This window comes from Christiangramia marina (genome assembly GCF_048285865.1).
Classification (GTDB): domain Bacteria; phylum Bacteroidota; class Bacteroidia; order Flavobacteriales; family Flavobacteriaceae; genus Christiangramia; species Christiangramia marina.
This window is the reverse complement of the sequence record NZ_JBLVTK010000001.1, coordinates 987,678-1,004,794: the sequence shown is the minus strand read 5'-3', so window position 1 is coordinate 1,004,794 and position 17,117 is coordinate 987,678. Positions and strand designations below refer to the sequence as shown.

At 37.9% G+C, this 17,117-nt stretch carries 15 protein-coding genes and 1 pseudogene; 4 read left to right on the top strand and 12 right to left on the bottom strand.

The window, feature by feature from the left end; genetic code table 11:
- Window positions 1-27: 27 nt before the first annotated feature.
- From ACNKXS_RS04695 to ACNKXS_RS04685, 3 genes are read right to left on the bottom strand one after another with little or no spacing between them, the layout of a single operon-like run.
- A complete protein-coding gene (locus tag ACNKXS_RS04695; RefSeq protein ID WP_417919844.1) occupies window positions 28-1,008 on the bottom strand; it encodes a DUF4837 family protein in 981 nt (326 codons plus the stop codon).
- Window positions 1,009-1,035: 27 nt separating this feature from the next.
- The gene (locus ACNKXS_RS04690; RefSeq protein ID WP_417919843.1) at window positions 1,036-2,616 is read right to left on the bottom strand and encodes a lytic transglycosylase domain-containing protein; all 1,581 of its coding nucleotides are present in this window, start codon (window positions 2,614-2,616) and stop codon (window positions 1,036-1,038) included.
- A 48-nt stretch (window positions 2,617-2,664) separates the two neighbouring features.
- Window positions 2,665-3,849: a phosphoglycerate kinase gene (locus ACNKXS_RS04685; RefSeq protein ID WP_417919842.1), complete on the bottom strand. Its 1,185-nt coding sequence runs from the start codon at window positions 3,847-3,849 to the stop codon at window positions 2,665-2,667.
- A 68-nt stretch (window positions 3,850-3,917) separates the two neighbouring features.
- Between ACNKXS_RS04685 and ACNKXS_RS04680 the strand changes: the two genes are divergently transcribed.
- Window positions 3,918-5,069 carry a DNA polymerase III subunit gene (locus ACNKXS_RS04680; RefSeq protein ID WP_417919841.1) on the top strand — a complete coding sequence of 384 codons (1,152 nt, stop codon included), beginning with the start codon at window positions 3,918-3,920 and terminating at the stop codon, window positions 5,067-5,069.
- A gap of 6 nt (window positions 5,070-5,075) precedes the next feature.
- Complete coding sequence (locus tag ACNKXS_RS04675) at window positions 5,076-5,471, top strand: DoxX family protein (RefSeq protein ID WP_298526969.1); 396 nt, start codon at window positions 5,076-5,078, stop codon at window positions 5,469-5,471.
- A gap of 68 nt (window positions 5,472-5,539) precedes the next feature.
- Here ACNKXS_RS04675 and ACNKXS_RS04670 read toward each other — a convergent pair whose 3' ends face one another.
- The 5 genes from ACNKXS_RS04670 to ACNKXS_RS04650 form a co-directional block, all read right to left on the bottom strand.
- On the bottom strand, window positions 5,540-6,091 hold the full coding sequence (locus ACNKXS_RS04670; protein ID WP_417919840.1) for an OmpH/Skp family outer membrane protein: 552 nt from the start codon (window positions 6,089-6,091) through the stop codon (window positions 5,540-5,542).
- 221 nt (window positions 6,092-6,312) lie between these two features.
- On the bottom strand, window positions 6,313-7,056 hold the full coding sequence (locus ACNKXS_RS04665; protein WP_417919839.1) for a class I SAM-dependent methyltransferase: 744 nt from the start codon (window positions 7,054-7,056) through the stop codon (window positions 6,313-6,315).
- Window positions 7,057-7,206: 150 nt separating this feature from the next.
- Window positions 7,207-9,078 carry a tRNA uridine-5-carboxymethylaminomethyl(34) synthesis enzyme MnmG gene (gene mnmG / locus ACNKXS_RS04660; protein ID WP_417919838.1) on the bottom strand — a complete coding sequence of 624 codons (1,872 nt, stop codon included), beginning with the start codon at window positions 9,076-9,078 and terminating at the stop codon, window positions 7,207-7,209.
- 14 nt (window positions 9,079-9,092) lie between these two features.
- Window positions 9,093-9,527 carry an rRNA maturation RNase YbeY gene (gene ybeY, locus ACNKXS_RS04655; protein ID WP_417919837.1) on the bottom strand — a complete coding sequence of 145 codons (435 nt, stop codon included), beginning with the start codon at window positions 9,525-9,527 and terminating at the stop codon, window positions 9,093-9,095.
- Complete coding sequence (locus ACNKXS_RS04650) at window positions 9,508-12,720, bottom strand: coiled-coil domain-containing protein (protein WP_417919836.1); 3,213 nt, start codon at window positions 12,718-12,720, stop codon at window positions 9,508-9,510. The genes ybeY and ACNKXS_RS04650 overlap by 20 nt, the downstream gene beginning before the upstream one ends.
- A 111-nt stretch (window positions 12,721-12,831) precedes the next feature.
- Here ACNKXS_RS04650 and gltX point away from each other — a divergent pair, with 111 nt between their 5' ends.
- On the top strand, window positions 12,832-14,349 hold the full coding sequence (gltX, locus tag ACNKXS_RS04645) for a glutamate--tRNA ligase (RefSeq protein WP_417919835.1): 1,518 nt from the start codon (window positions 12,832-12,834) through the stop codon (window positions 14,347-14,349).
- 106 nt (window positions 14,350-14,455) lie between these two features.
- Complete coding sequence (locus ACNKXS_RS04640; RefSeq protein ID WP_417919834.1) at window positions 14,456-15,415, top strand: SPFH domain-containing protein; 960 nt, start codon at window positions 14,456-14,458, stop codon at window positions 15,413-15,415.
- 46 nt (window positions 15,416-15,461) lie between these two features.
- Here ACNKXS_RS04640 and ACNKXS_RS04635 read toward each other — a convergent pair whose 3' ends face one another.
- The 4 genes and pseudogenes from ACNKXS_RS04635 to ACNKXS_RS04620 all read right to left on the bottom strand — a co-directional run.
- Entirely contained in the window at window positions 15,462-15,695 is a 234-nt protein-coding gene (locus ACNKXS_RS04635; RefSeq protein ID WP_417919833.1) for a DUF6327 family protein, read from the bottom strand.
- On the bottom strand, window positions 15,695-16,054 hold the full coding sequence (locus ACNKXS_RS04630) for a phage holin family protein (protein WP_141876422.1): 360 nt from the start codon (window positions 16,052-16,054) through the stop codon (window positions 15,695-15,697). Before ACNKXS_RS04630 ends, ACNKXS_RS04635 begins: the two co-directional genes overlap by 1 nt.
- A 7-nt stretch (window positions 16,055-16,061) precedes the next feature.
- A complete protein-coding gene (locus tag ACNKXS_RS04625; protein ID WP_417919832.1) occupies window positions 16,062-16,442 on the bottom strand; it encodes a YtxH domain-containing protein in 381 nt (126 codons plus the stop codon).
- 124 nt (window positions 16,443-16,566) lie between these two features.
- Window positions 16,567-17,117, bottom strand: a pseudogene (locus ACNKXS_RS04620) (glutamine--tRNA ligase); the annotation flags it as partial.

Here is a 17,117-nt window from a genome sequence, read left to right as displayed (position 1 = left end):
CAACTTTTCAGTTGGGCTTTTTTTAATTTAGTTCAGTTTAGCCGATCGCAATATAGCATCGAGCTCGAAGATATTATCCCGTTTTGCTCGCGATGGTGAGAATACAAATCCTTCCAGAATTAAATATCTATTATTTGCCTCATCCTTAACCGCGTAGTTCACAAAGGGTCCAGCCATGAAATCATTCTGTACTTCCCAGGTACCTCTTGTTTCATACGCAAATTTGCCATCAACTGTAGATTCGAATAAATATGGAGCATAAGCTTTTTCAGTGATCATATAAGAATCCTCCAGTCGGCCTGGGATCATCGCCTCTCCAATAGAATCACGCATTTTAATGATATTCGCAACCACGCTTGAGTCATTATCTATGGAACTCATAGGAACCTCGTAAATAAGTATTTCCATGCTTCCTTTTGGGATCTCTTTTCTTATCCAGCTGAATTTATCCTCTTCCTTAGCATATCTGTAAGCTGAAGGAAACTTTAGATCTATACCAAATTTCTCTTTCAATGCTACATCATCTGAAAGTGATTTTCTAATTCGGCGTTGCTTCTCTGTTAGTTCGGTTTGTTTAAGAATATCTATAATAGTATCAGACTTTCTTTCAATCACATCGATGATATCCTGTGAATTTTTCCCTTGAAGTACGATTCCTTTTTGTGGACGGGAAAACTCATCACTTATTACAGCCATTCCCTGTTTGCCGTTTTCGATCTTTAAAAAGATTCTACTGTTACGTACAAATCCAGTAAAAGTTTCTGGTGGTATCTGGCTTAAGCTGAAAAGTGGTTCTTCCTGGGGCAGTCCGTCTACCGGAGCTGCAAATCTGGTTCTTATGGCCTCTCCAACTTCACCTTCCCACATTTGGTTATCGATCACTACTGTGAGCTGATTGATGTTACCCGAAGAATCTGATAGGATTCGGGTGTCTTTCTTTTGATCTTTACTTTCCTCACAGGCAAAAAACAGGAAAATACTGGCTAATACTAATAGGCTACGTTTCATTTTTTCGGATTAGGTTTTTTTAGAACCTTAACCTTTGGAAATCTTGATCTTCATTCCAGGTTTAAGGCTGTTGGTATTCATATCATTCCAACTCCTCAAATTCTGTACCGTAACTCCCGGGAACTTTTTTGAGATGCTCCAGAGACTGTCTCCACTCTTAACCGTATAGATCTTTGGATTCGATGAATTTGAAGCTGTAGAAGTATTTAAAGAGGATGCTACGGGCTTTCTGGGATAGATTGTTAGATACTGTCCTACTCTTAAATTATTGCTACGCATGTTATTCCAGCGCCTAATACTACTTACACCAACACCGTATTTCTCTGCAATCTTACCTAAGTAATCGCCTTTTCTAACTCTGTAACGAACCTTATCCTCTGTTTTAACCAACTGAGGTAAATCCTTTTCCTTTTCTTTAGCCTGAGTTTCTACGAAATCATAGATCGCATTTTCATTGGATACGAATTTACCAATCGCAGGTTTAGGCAATCTTAACGTATATTTTTCGTCTTCAACAAATGGAATGATATCAAGCTTATAACTAGGATTTAAAAACTGAAGCATTTCTTTCTCTACGCCCGTTACTTTAGATATCTGATCGAAAGTGATCAACTGCTTCACCTGTAATGTATCTGTTTCAAAGAACACAACGTCTGGATTTGCAGGCTGGAACTTATGCTCATCGGCATACTCAAAAAGATATAAAGTAGCCAGAAATGCAGGAACATAACCTGCCGTTTCACGTGGAAGGAATCTTCTTAAGTGCCAGTAATCTGTAGATCCACCGCTTCTTCGTATTGCTTTAGATACATTCCCGGGACCAGAATTATAGGAGGCAAGTACAAGATTCCAGTCACCAAAAACCTTATATAAACTTGAAAGATATTGCGCTGCAGCTTCCGTAGATCTTGATGGATCCATACGCTCATCTACATAAGAACTTACATCAAGTCCGTGCATTTTCCCGGTTGGAAACATGAATTGCCATAAACCTGTAGCTCCAACTCGTGATTTAGCTCTGGGATTTAAAGCCGACTCTACAATAGAAAGATATTTGATCTCTAAAGGAACATCGTACTTATCCAATTCCTGCTCGTAGAGTGGAAAATAGTAGGTACTTAGGGCCATAAGTCGCTCCATTCCCTTTTTATTCCTTTTCAGGTATGATTTTATGACCGATTCCAGTATTGGATTGTACTCTACATTAAAAGGAGTTCTCGCATTCAGCCTGGCTAACCTCGCTTTAAGAGTATCTGTAGGAAGTTCATCATAAACTACTTTTTCATAATCCTGATCTTCAATAGACTTTTGCATGGTCTCAAAAAGATCTGAATTTGTTAGTTCCAGCCTCCAGAGAGAATCTATGGTCTTTGCTTTTGGAAGATCTGAAAGCGCCACTTTCGATGAATCCCTGATCACTGCGGAAATAGGCAATTTATTCTGAAATTCCGGATCTGGTTCGGTCAGTTTGATTTCAGTATCATCACTTTTCTGAAATATCTGAACTCTGAAATTCGCCTTTTCCTCACGAATCTTCTTATCTTTTTCCTGAGCAAAACCGGAAATTCCTGCTAATAGCAGCACTGCAAAAAATCTTCGTTTCAGCATAAAAATGTTTTGAATAACAAACGGGAATTAATCAAATTTCGTACCCGATTAATTCTTAATTGCCTCGATACCCGGAAGTGATTTTCCTTCAAGCATCTCCAACATCGCTCCACCACCGGTAGAAACGTAACTCACCTTATCTGCAAATCCAAATTGTTTCACAGCAGCAACTGAATCTCCTCCTCCAACTAAAGAGAAAGCACCATTTTCGGTAGCTTCTACGATCGCTTTACCAAGTTCTATAGTTCCTTTAGCAAAAGTTTCCATTTCAAAAACACCTAAAGGACCATTCCAGAGAATGATCTTGGAATCCTTGATCACATTTGCAAAATTCTTAACCGTTTTTGGTCCTACATCAAGTCCCATCCATCCATCAGGAATATTATCCACACTCTCAACCTGTGTGCTTGCCTGTTCAGAAAAACTATCTGCGATCACTGAGTCTACCGGTAAATGAACTTCCACGCCTTTTTCCTTGGCCTTCTTAAGAATTTCAAGAGCCAGTTCCTGTTTATCATCTTCCACTAGTGAAGTTCCAATATGCCCGCCCTGAGCTTTAATAAAAGTATAGGTCATCCCACCACCAATAATGAGGTGATCGATCTTATCAAGAATATTCTCTATTACGGTGATCTTAGAAGACACTTTTGCACCACCAAGTACAGCTGTCACCGGCTTTTCACTACTGTTTAAAACCTTGTCGAGACTTTTGATCTCTTTAGCCAATAAATAACCAAAGCACTTATCTTCAAAGAATTTTGCTACAATGGTTGTAGAAGCATGCGCTCTATGCGCAGTTCCAAAAGCATCGTTTACATAAATATCACCAAGTTTGGCCAGTTTTTCAGCGAAAGCTTCATTCCCGGCAGTCTCTTCCTCGTGAAATCTAAGATTTTCCAGTAAAAGAATCTCTCCCGACTTCAGGTCATTTGCAGCTTTTTCAACTTCCTCCCCAGTACAGTCTTCAACAAATTTCACACTTACTCCAAGAACTTCAGAGACCTTATCCTGTATATGTTGTAACGAGTATTTACTTTCTTTTCCTTTTGGACGACCCAGGTGGGACATCAAAACTACGCTCCCGCCATCTTCAAGAATTTTGATGATTGTTGGTTTAGCAGCCTCTATTCTATTGGCATCCGTCACTTCCATTTCATCATTCAAAGGCACGTTAAAATCTACTCGAATTAAAGCCTGCTTATTCTTAAAGTTGTAATCGTCTATAGTTTTCATAGGTTTGCTTTGTTACAAATATAAATTTTTCCGAAGATAATAAAGCCTATATAATTTTATATTTGCCTATGCTTTTTAGAGAAATAATAGGCCTTCCGCATATAAAAAATCACCTTGTGACCACGGCAGACCGGAGAAGAATTCCGCATGCTCAACTTTTTTCCGGAAAGGCTGGTAGCGGTACTTTACCCATGGCGATCGCCTACGCTCAGTATATTTTATGTGGTAATTCCAATGGAGAAAATGATTCAGAAAGTTCAGCTTCCTGCAATCTGAAATTCAATAATCTTTCTCATCCGGATCTGCACTTCGCATTTCCGGTTGCAACCAATGAAAAGATCAAAAAGCATCCCGTTTCCTCACATTTTCTCGAGGAGTGGCGACAGTTTGTTCAATCGAATCCCTACGGAAGTTTATATGACTGGTATCAGAGTCTTGGAATTGAAAACAAGCAGGGCAAGATTGGTGTGGATGAAGCTCATGAAATCGTAAAATCACTTTCCTTAAAAAGTTATGAAGGTGGATTTAAAGTGATGATCATCTGGATGCCTGAAAAGATGAACAATGAAGCTTCTAATAAGTTGTTGAAATTGATAGAAGAGCCCCCAAGTAAAACCATCTTTTTACTTGTTACTGAAGCTGAAGAACAAATTATTCAAACAATTAGGTCCAGATGCCAGCGTTTGCATTTTCCACCTCTTGGAGAATCTGATATAGAAGATTTTCTAATTCGCAAAGAGGATTGCGATCCAAAAATCGCCAGGAAGATTGCGCATCAAGCTAATGGGGATTACACCAGGGCAATGCATATCCTGAGAAAAGATGCGGGAGACGAACAGTTTCAGGCCTGGTTTATTCAATGGGTACGGAGTGCATTTCAGGCTAAAGGGAACAAAGCTACAGTATTGGAGCTAGTAGCTTGGAGTGATGAAATCGCATCTCTTAATCGCGAAACTCAGAAAAGCTTTCTTCGATACTGTCTCGACTTCTTCAGGCAGGCAATGTTGCTAAATTATAAGGCTAAAGACTTAGTTTATATTGATATTGAACCGAAAGTTTTTAAATTCGATAAATTTGCCACCTTTATAAATGGTAAGAATATTGGAGAAATTTCCGAAGCAATCGAAACTGCCATTTATCATATTGGTAGAAATGGAAATGCTAAAATTATTCTGACCGATCTTTCTATTAAACTAACCCGATATCTACACAAAAAATAACGAATTATGGAAAATCTGAATACCTATATCACTGAGATTCTAATACTGCTATTCATTCTAATTACATTCCTACAATCTGGAGTGGATAAGATGATGGACTGGAGTGGAAATACTGGCTGGCTGAAAGAACATTTCTCAAAAACCTTTCTGGCAGGAATGGTTCCCCTCATGGTCGGAATTATCCTGGTGATCGAAGTCGTAGTAGGACTTCTGGCGATTGCAGGTATCTACACATTAATATCCAATGGTGATTCTGGATTAGGGCTACTAGCTTCAATTCTGGCATGTGTTACCTTGCTTATGCTGTTATTTGGACAGAGAGTGGCTAAAGATTATGCTGGTGCATTTACGCTTACCGGATACTTTATCGTATGCATCTTGGGTGTATGGATGATGAACTAGAAAAAAGGATTTAAATAAAAAAAGGCTCCTGTTTAGGAGCCTTTTTCTATATAAGCTATTCGTAGCGTTTAGTCTTCTACTTCTTCGTTTTCTTCAGTAGCAACATCAGATCCACCGTATTGCTCGTTTAATTCAGCCAGGACATCCTGGGTAATATCAAGACCTTCTTTAGCATACATAATATTTGCAGATTCATTGGAACCAAAAATATAAGTATATCCATTTTCCTTACCGTAGTCCTTCACGTATCCCTTTACCTTTTCAACTAAAGAATCCATAGCAGCCGTACTTTGCTCTCTAAGACGATTACTTTGCATTTGCTGTTGCTGTTGTAGCATTTGCTGTTTTTGCATAAGTGTACGTTCTTTTTCCTGTCTCTGAGCATCAGACATAGAATTCATTTCAGACTGGTAAGCCTGAACTTCTTCCTGGAAAGATTTTGCAACAGAATCCAGTTGTTGACGAACTGAGTCTGATTTGGAAGTGAACTCAGCTTCCACTTCTTTCATCTCTTTATACTCCTGTACCAATACTTTAGTATCTACATAAGCTGTTTTTTGCTCGTTACAGGATACCATTAAAATTGCAACTGCAGCAATTCCGAAAACTTTTTTGATCATAGTTGAAAAATTTGATTGGCAAAGGTAAGAAACTAATCTTAGAGTGAAATAGGAGTTTGAATAGTTGTTATCGATAAGATTAATCTAAAAAATGTTTATCATAAGATTAATTTATTAAAAAAGAAGTCTTTACATTCGTTTTAAGAGCCTTTAAGTAATTTTACAGGATTAATATTAAGAGAATATATTAACTGCTCTTAAAACAGCTCAAATAAGCTCATTTATGATTTTCTGTAGAAATAAGCAATGGAAGAGTATTCTCTGGTAGATCTTGCCTTAAGGTTGGAGATTAGACCGCGCCAGAATGCATTAATTTTAGAAGGCTTTGATTTTTGATTTTCCTCGCTTAATAGACTCACATAGAAGGAATCGAAAATTAATGGTTTTTCGCAGACTTGAATAAGGTCGCTCGATTTCAAAAGTTGAGAAATACCACTTCTCGAAAAATGCCAGAGATGTCTTGGAACATCCCAGGCAGCCCAATGACTTTGATAGTAATAAGCATCATAGGATCTATGGTTAGGAACTGCAATTATAAGTAGCCCATTTTTGTTCAATTTAGCTACTAGTCTATTCAGCACTTCCTCATAATCCGGAATATGTTCCAGTACATGCCAGAGGGTGATGACATCAAACGTTCTAGCATCCAACCTATCCAGATTGTCCTCAATAGTGATTCCTTTTCTCGAAGCTAAATCCCTGGCATTTTCGTTTGGTTCTACCCCAACAACATCCCAGTTCCTATTTTTCATGTAGGCGAGAAAATCACCGGTTCCCGCACCGTAGTCCAGAAGTTTACAACCCGCGGTTTCCTGTTCAATCCACTTTGCTTTTTTCAAAAGCATTTTAGACTTTACAAATTGATAGATTTTATCCTGAAAATTTTCTTCTGAATCGGTGTGAGATATGTACCGATCACTCTTATAATATGCCGGTAATTTCTCTGGGACAGGAGACGTTTTCAAAATCCCTGGTTCGCTTTCCAAAATAGAAAAGCATTCCTGCGATACAAGATGATCTTTGCAGGTAAGTATAACTTCCTGCGTTTCCGGAGCTGATTTAAACTTATTCGATTCTATCAAAATACTAATTGTTCCACGTGGAACATGAGCAAATTACCGACCCATGTAAACCAATAATACTGAAATATCGTTAGGACTTACTCCACTAATTCTAGAGGCTTGAGAAACGGTAGCAGGTTGTACTTTCTTTAATTTCTCCCTGGCTTCGTATGACATACTTTTAATACTGGAATAATCAAAGTTTGATGGAATACGTACATTCTCCAAACGATTTAGCTTATCGGCATTGTTTTTCTCCTTCTCGATATATCCAGAATACTTAACCTGAATTTCTGTTTGCTCTACCATTTCATTGTTAAGGTCATTCTCAACAATAAACTCATTTACTCCAGAAAAACTACGTACATCTTCCATCGTGATTTGTGGTCTTGAAAATACTTTAAAGACTTTATCACTTTGTTTCATGGGTGAAGAATTTCTTTTCTCCAAAACAGGATTGGCTTCTTCTGGGACCACACTAAGATCTTTTAGATGCTGAACGAACTTAAAAGATTTCTCTTTCTTTTCCTCCATTTTCCTCATCCGTTCTACTGAAGCTAAACCGATATTATACGATTTTTCAGTTAACCTGAAGTCGGCATTATCCTGTCTTAATAAAGTTCTATACTCCGCTCTTGAAGTGAACATTCGATAAGGTTCTTCTGTACCTTTTGTAATTAGATCATCTATAAGAACACCAATATACGCCTCGTTACGCTTCAGAATAAATTCTTCTTTTTCCTGCACTTTTAAAGCTGCATTAATACCAGCCATCATACCCTGGCAAGCCGCCTCCTCGTAACCTGTAGTTCCATTGATCTGTCCCGCAAAATATAAACCGTCAATTAGCTTGGTCTCCAAAGTATGCTTCAACTGAGTTGGTGGAAAATAATCATATTCTATTGCGTAACCAGGTCTGAAGAATTTCACATTCTCAAATCCAGCTACAGATCGTAAAGCTTTAAATTGAACATCTTCCGGAAGTGAAGTTGAAAATCCATTCACATAAACTTCTACGGTATTCCAACCTTCGGGCTCCACAAATAACTGATGTCTGTCTTTGTCTGCAAATCTATTGATCTTATCCTCTATGGAAGGACAGTATCTAGGACCAAGGCTTTTTATACGTCCGTTAAACATTGGAGATCGATCAAAACCATCTTTGAGGATCTCATGCACTTCTTTAGAAGTGTAGGTCATATAACAACTACGTTGTTTTTCCAATGGCTTAGTCTCATCTGAATAAGAGAATTTGGAAGGGATTTCATCACCAGGCTGCTCGGTCATTTTAGAATAATCCAGAGATCTACCATCCACGCGAGGAGGAGTTCCTGTTTTCATTCTTCCAGCTTCAAATCCAACGTCAATCAAATCCTTGGTAATTCCAGTAGCAGCTCTTTCCCCTGCTCTACCACCACCAAATTGCTTATCACCTATATGGATGAGTCCGTTTAAAAATGTTCCATTAGTGCATATAACAGATTTGGAGCGAACTTCCAGACCTAGCGAAGTTCTTACGCCAGTAATCCTATCATTTTCGATAATCAAACCTGCCACCATTTCCTGATAAAAATCAAGATTTGGGGTTTGCTCTAGCTGTAAACGCCAGTCTTCAGCAAAGCGCATACGATCACTTTGTACACGAGGACTCCACATTGCCGGTCCTTTAGATTTATTCAACATCTTAAACTGGATAGCACTGGTATCACTCACAATTCCACTATAACCACCCATCGCATCAATTTCTCTTACGATCTGACCCTTTGCAATACCACCCATTGCAGGATTACAGCTCATTTGAGCGATATTCTGCAAATTCATTGTTATTAAAAGCGTACTACTACCCATATTAGCGGCAGCGGCGGCCGCTTCACTTCCTGCATGCCCAGCTCCAATCACTATAACATCATATTCCTTCTCGAACATAAAATCTCTTTTCTTTACGAATGTTCCACGTGGAACATTTCAATTTTCTCGTCTTCCTTACGTCGCATTAATTCACTCTCACTTTCAGATTTATCCTTATATCCACAAAAATGTAACATGCCGTGGGCAATTACTCTTTTAAGTTCCTGAATAAAATCGACATTGTATTCAGCAGCATTCTCCTCTACCCTCTCTGTACTAATGAAAATATCTCCGTTTAAAGAATTACCTACGGTATTATCAAAGCTGATAATATCTGTATAGGTGTCATGATCTAAATAATTCTGGTTGATTTCCAATAAATAGTCATCATCACAAAAAATATAATTGATCTCACCTATATTCTTATGCTCAGATTCAGCAAGCCTGAATAACCAGTTTTGAAATAGTTCTTCATCCTTTAGAAAGAAGTTATTTTCATTGAAAAAATTAATCGTTCCTTTTACCAAAATATTCCTTAACCTTAAATCTGTAAATTTGCTGCAAAGGTAAGACTTGTCTGTTTAAAATTTCAGTTGATTGGAAATATTCTTTAGCGGTATTTATCTGGTTTTGAAGCCTGTTCTCATAGTTCAGGGTATTCGTGTTTGCTTTCCTATTATTATCAAATCCCTGTTTTTGCGCAGCGCTCTTCATTTTAATTAATTCATAATCCAGCTGCTTCATTCTTTCCAGGGTTTTCCCATCCAAACCCTTCTCCAAAAGATCCTCCTCGATTTGTTCCATCTTCTTCTCGAGAGCGTTAGATGCGCCATTTTCCATTAATTCGTTTAATTTACGTCTAATATTTTGCTGACGTTTATATATCTCGAATATCTCACCAGAATTTTGTTGACCAGGCATCCCGGATTTCTCAGGAATCTCCATATTTTGTTTCATATCCTGCTGAAGTTTCTTTTGTTCATCGATGATCTGTTGCAATTGAAATTCCTGTCCCTGCCCAGAACCAGATTGCGGATTGGACATCATATCCTGCATAGAATCCAGAACATCAGATAGCATGACTGCAAGATCATTTGCCCCGGTGACAACATATTGCTGACTAGCGGTACCCTGCCCTATTTGATTTTCAGCTAGTCTTTCAAGCGACATTTCTATATCAAAATCTATATCTGTAAGCTTGGAAGTTATCTTACTTGAGAACATAGGATTTTGTAGCGCGAGGCTGTACAGACTATCATCAATATGTTCGAAGTTCTCTCGTAGTTCACTCTGCTCATTTAGTTTATTCGCGTAAGCCGGACTTGTTTGTTTGATACTCTTAAAGTCCTCTAACAGTTCTTCCTGTATCAAAGAAAATTTCACCAGATTGTTTAAAATTTCACGTAAAACTTTAGCATCTGCTTCCAACTTCTGCATGTCTGCCTGCATACCGGCTTGTTGCATTTTAGAACTTAAACTCCGCATTTTCTTAGCAGCATTCTTTTGTTCCTGGCTGGCATTCTTCCCCTGTTGCAATTTTTCTGATGCCTTCTTTTGATCTTCTGAAATTTCCTTTTCTATTGCTTCATCGCGAGCTAAAGATTTTGGTTTCTTTAATTGCTGGTTATCTTTGGACAAAGCATCCATTTGCTGTTGGATCCTATCGAACTCATTATTCAGATTTTTCTGTTCGTCTGAAGTCGACTCAGATTCGTTTGAATTATTCTCCTGCTCATCTGCAAGACGATTTAGATCCCTTGCTATCTTTTGTTGTTTCTCTTCAATATAATATCGTTTGGTTAGTTCTAAAAGCTGCTCAAGATTGCGCTCATTGTTCTTATTTTTCTTAGCCAGATCCTCCAACTTTTCTCCCAGATCTTCTTCCTGAATTTTATCGGAATACTCCTGAAGTTCCTTTAATAATTCCTCATTCTCCTTTAGACTATTTTCGTTCTCATCAAGCCTTTTTTTTAAATCTTCTTTACTAGAAGATGGTTGCTCATTAGATTGTTCTTCTAAGCTTTCCTGAAGTTCCTTGCTATGCTTTTGCATGAGCTTATTCTGAATCTTTTGCCTTTCTAAAAATTGATCCAGGCGCTGCTTCTCATTATAATTCAGGCTTCTATTCTCCTTATCTATCCTTTGTAGCTCTTCAAGTTCATTCACATCTTTTCTGAATTCTTCCAGTTCTTCGGAAATTGTCTCGATAGAATTTTGTTGTAGCTCCAGGTTTTGATCTTCCTTTTCAGTTTGGGTAATCTTTCGGAAGTTAAGGACCTCTGACCTGCTCGATTTAGGGCCATTTACACCATCATTGTCGAAGACTTCAAAATAATAGGAATATGATATACCAGGTTCGAGGTCCAATTCGTTTGGGAAGCTATAGTAGAATTCATCTACGAGAGCTGAGCTAATATCTAACTTTTGAATACGCTTTTTCTGAATCGAATCCTGTGGATAATATACCAACTGCAAGCTTGAAAGACCATGATCATCCTCTACCCGACCTTTTATATAAGTATTTTGTGAGTCTAAGCTATCTTTTGTGTGTTGCAAGCTTATTTTAGGATTAAGATCGCGAATGACTTCAATTAAATAATCCAGATTTTCATGATCAAATTTATTAGCATTGGAAGAACTGACAGAATAATCAAAATCTTTAAATATTTGTTGCTCTATTTCAGCTTGATTCATACTTACTGGGAGCTGGTAGAATGAATCAATAGTTGAGAATTGCACAAAATCTGTAGCTACCGTTGAGAAGTTCCAGGATAATTTCGAACCTTCAGGCACCTGAAAGGATCCTATACCTTTGAATACCTGGTCATCAAGATTTAGATAATTGGGGTAATTCACTTCAACTTCCATATTGGTGATTAACGGTAAAGCCAAAACCTTTAGCTTATAAGTCCTAGAACTTATATCAGCACCATTTAATTTGAAACTTATAGAGTCGTCTACATTTATAAAATTATAAACGAAGCGTCCATCCCCTTCAGCAGTCAGGACACGTTTGTAGTCACCTGTGATAAGGTGCAACTCGGCAGGAATCTGGTCTCCTTCAATCTGTACTACCAGTTCAAAATCTGAATTCTGAAATGTTTCCAGCTTATCATTCAGTATTATAAATTGAAATGGAGCTGGTTGTTCATAAACCTGATCATAATTACTTATTCGATCAAAACCATCAGTAAAAACATAAGAGTTATTAGAGATCCATAAGGCAAGTATGATCAGCATAGGAAGAATGACAACCGGTAAATATTTAAGGTTCTTCTTTAGCTCAATTGCTTCTGAAAAATTAAAGATATTTAGACTTTTAGCTTTTTGATCGATGCTTGCAATAAGTAATTCAGATCTTTCAGAAGTACGATCAAGTTGTAATAAATTGAGTAACCTATCCCCTATTTCCTGAAAATGTGTTCCTATAATTTCTGAAGCCTGTTCTTTATCTATTCCCTTCCGTAGTTTAAAAAGTTTCAAAAGAGGAATCCCAATAAAGTAAATGAACAGGATAATTTCTATTGAAATAAATAACCAGAATAGAAATGCTCTCACAGATTCACTAAACCAGAAAAAGTGCTCGAGGCTTGCGGTAAGGAGAAAATAAAACAACCCGATACCTGCAAAGAGCATCATGCCCTTTAGTATCTGGCTGAAATAATATTTTCGAACGACAGCATCAAGCCTGGAAAGTATGCGATCAAAATTGCTGGTCACTAATTCTATAGTTTGTTTAAAAATACGACAATTAAGACACTTTAATTAGTAGTTGGCTGAGTTTAGGATTGCTTGAATAAGGTTGTATCTTTGCTTGAAAATTCACTTTTTATGTCTTCTAAAGTTAGAGTAAGATTTGCTCCGAGCCCTACGGGACCGTTACATATTGGTGGTGTAAGAACCGCTTTATACAATTATCTATTTGCCAAAAAACATGGTGGTGATTTCGTTCTTCGTATTGAGGATACAGATCAAAACAGGTACGTGGATGGAGCTGAAGATTATATTATCGAATCCTTAAACTGGTGCGGAATACCTTACGATGAAGGACCGGGCAAGGAAAAAGGTTTTGGACCATACAGGCAGAGCGAGAGAAAAGACAAGTATCGCGCTTATGCAGAAGAATTGATAGCATCTGGAAACGCATACTATGCTTTTGATACTTCAGAAGAGCTGGACGCACATAGAAAGGATCACGAAGAAAAGGGTAAAACCTTTATTTATAACTGGCATAACAGAGAAAAGCTCAATAATTCCCTTACACTCTCTTCCGAAGAAACCAGGGAGAAAATTGAAAATGGGGATGCATATGTGATCAGGTTCAAATCTCCGCAGGATGAAACCTTACATTTAAAGGACGTGATTCGCGGTGAAATGGAAATTGATTCCAATATTCTGGATGATAAAGTTCTATTTAAAAGTGATGGAATGCCAACCTATCACCTCGCCAATATCGTGGATGACCATTTAATGGAGATCACACATGTAATTCGTGGTGAGGAATGGCTGCCTTCTCTGGCTCTACACTATATGCTCTATCGTGCGTTTGGATGGACCGCACCAGAATTTGCTCATTTACCACTTATTCTGAAACCTCAGGGTAAAGGGAAATTAAGCAAACGAGACGGTGAAAAAATGGGCTTCCCAGTATTTCCTCTTGAGTGGAAAGATCCCGCATCAGGCGATGTTTCTACAGGATACAAAGAAGAAGGTTATTACCCTGAAGCGGTGGTAAATATGCTGGCATTTTTAGGTTGGAATCCAGGGACAGAGCAGGAATTCTTTAGTCTTGACGAGTTAACGAAGGCTTTTGAACTGGAACGGGTTCATAAAGGAGGTGCTAAATTTGATCCGGAAAAAACAAAATGGTTCCAGCAGCATTATATGCAGGAAGCAGATGAATCGCAGGTTACAAAGGAATTTCAAAAGATCCTGAAGGAAAAAGAGATCATGGTAGAAGAATCCTATGTTAAGAACGTTGTTTCCTTGATCAAAGAAAGAGCAGTATTTGTAAAAGATCTCTGGGATCAGGGATATTTTTTCTTTATTTCTCCTACCTCTTTCGAGCCAAAAGATGCTGAAAAAGCATGGAAAGAAGGTTCGGCAGAATTGATCAACGAATTAAAAACTTTCCTGGAGGGACAGGAAAATTTTGAAACCGAACTACTACAGGCTGAAGTCAAGAACTGGATCAAAAGTAAGGAGATTGGTTTTGGAAAAGTGATGATGCCCTTGCGTCTCGCACTGGTTGGAGCATTACAAGGTCCAGACGTTTATGAGATCGCAAGCTATATTGGAAAACAACAAACTTTAAGCAGGCTTACTAAAGCCATTGAAACTCTGGGATAATTGATCCTGAATATTATTTAAGCTGGTAAGAAATTTGATCTTACCAGCTTTTTTTATGCTGATTAAATGCTGAAGAATGCCTATTTTCAGTAAAAATTCTATTAGTATGATAAATTTTGTCTTAATACCCATATTCGCCATTTTCCTGTTGCTGCTTATCTTCTCCGGAATCTTTGTAGTTCGGCAGCAAACTTCAGCAGTAGTAGAGCGCTTCGGAAAGTTTACCAGTATCCGGAATTCCGGATTACAATTGAAAGTTCCGCTCATTGATCAGGTAGCAGGAAGGATTAATTTAAAAGTTCAGCAACTTGATGTTCTGGTGGAAACTAAAACAAAGGACAATGTATTTGTAAAATTGAAGATATCTGTACAATTCCAGGTTAGAAAAGATAATGTGTATGATGCCTTCTACAAGCTTGAAAGTCCGCATGACCAGATAACAGCCTATGTTTTCGACGTTGTGCGCGCAGAAGTGCCTAAAATGAAGCTGGATGATGTTTTTGAGCGTAAAGATGACATAGCCATTGCTGTAAACCGTGAATTGAACGAAGCGATGCAGTCTTATGGATATGATATCATCAAAACCCTGGTTACAGATATAGATCCTGATGTACAGGTAAAAGCAGCCATGAACAGGATTAATGCTGCTGAAAGAGAAAAGGTTGCAGCAGAATATGATGCTGAAGCAGATCGTATCAAGATCGTCGCCAAAGCCCGGGCTGAAGCCGAGAGTAAGCGCTTACAGGGTCAGGGAATCGCCGATCAGCGAAGAGAGATCGCACGCGGATTGGAAGAAAGTGTAGATGTTCTAAACAACGTAGGCATTAATTCTCAGGAAGCTTCTGCTCTGATTGTGGTTACACAACATTATGATACTTTACAGGCTATTGGAGAGGAAACGAATTCAAATCTTATTCTTTTACCTAATTCACCACAGGCCGGTAGTGAGATGCTGAATAATATGGTCGCGTCCTTTACCGCTTCTAACCAAATTGGAGAAGCAATGAAAGAGCAGAATAAAAAGAGAATAGAAGATCAAAAGAGGAACAATAAAAATGATTCATAAAAAAAGCCCCTAACCGGGGCTTTTTAATTTTATGTATGATAACTAACTATAAGTCGTAATCCATATTAGTCCTTCTGATACCCATGATCTTGGAAACTGCACGTATGGATAGAAATTTATGAACTATCGAACCCACACCACTTCCCAGTAAAGACATTGGTGTCATCTGGTCTTTGGTGTGATCCATACTAAGGCGAATTTCCTCTTTATCGATCTCTGTTTGTAACTTCAGGATCTTAAGATCTTTGTCTATGTCTTTAAAGGATGAATAAACTCTCATTAATCATTTTTATCGTTAAAAACTGCTTTTGAAAACTTCTGAAGGATCAATTTCTCTATGGGTTCTTTTCCAAAGATATAAATTAACACTCCAACGATTAGGTAAAAACCACCTACGATAAAGTAACCGGAGCTGGGTACACCAATTGACTGACTAATAATAATTGCAATAGCAAAGGATAACATGATCCCGGCAATGCTCAACAAAAAACCCATAATCAAGAAACGAACGAGCGATGTTGCCCCTTTCATTCCCTGCTTAAAGGCTTTAAGCTTGTAATATTCAGCATTACTATGAAGAAATGCCTGAATATTATGATTTAAGTCGTCTACGTTGTTAGAAAGCTTTTCAAATGCCATACAGAAATTATACTACCGCTTTATTTGGAGTGTTTCCAGATCCAGATGAAGTTCCCGGCTTATCTTTCTGCAATTTAGAATTTTGTTTTCTAAGTTCTTCTAATTTCGACTCCATTGCAGATAAAATATCATCTGCTTTATGACTTGCTGAAGATAAAGTCTCTTCCAGTCTTACTTCGAAATCTGTTCTTGCTTTCCTTGCCTTTTCAGAAAGATTAGAAGAAGTTTCATTGTACTTCTTATTTAGCCTGTCCTGAGCGTTCTGAGCATCATCTTTAAGTTTCTTGCGAGTTTTATCTCCGCTATCTGGTGCATAAAGTAAACCTACACCAGCTCCAATTGCTGCTCCGGTAATTAATGCTAATAATGTATTTCCTGTACTTGCCATAAGTTATTGATTTTAGGTTATTAAAGCTCAAAGATAGCGGTTGGTTTCACCCTAGCTTGTTAATAACCGGTTAATATGTTAAAACTTGAATGCTAAATTACTCTTAAAAAGCAAGATAAACTGTCTAAGATTTAATTTTAGCCCAGGAATCACGCAAAGTTACAGTTCTATTGAAAACAGGCTTTTCAGTCGTGGAATCTTTGTCCACACAAAAATATCCTATTCTCTGGAACTGTACCTTATCTTCAGGTTTCGCATCCTTCAGGCCAGGTTCAAGGTAACCGGTGACTACTTTTAATGATTCCGGATTTACGAAATCAAGATAATCTCTTTCCTTGTCCCCATCTGGTGCTTCTTCAGTAAATAACCTGTCATAGAGTCTAACTTCCGCTTCCACAGCATGTTTTACCGAAACCCAATGTAAAGTACCTTTCACCTTCCGAAGCGATTCTTCTGAGCCGCTTCCACTTTTACTTTTTGGATCATAAGTAACGTGAATTTCAGTAATATTACCTTCAGCATCCTTTACAACATTCTCACCTTTAATAATATATGCATTTTTAAGGCGTACTTCCTTTCCTAGTGTTAACCTGAAAAACTTACGGTTTGCACTTTCTTTAAAATCTTCTCTTTCAATGTATAATTCCCGTGAAAATGGAATTTCCCTGCTCCCGG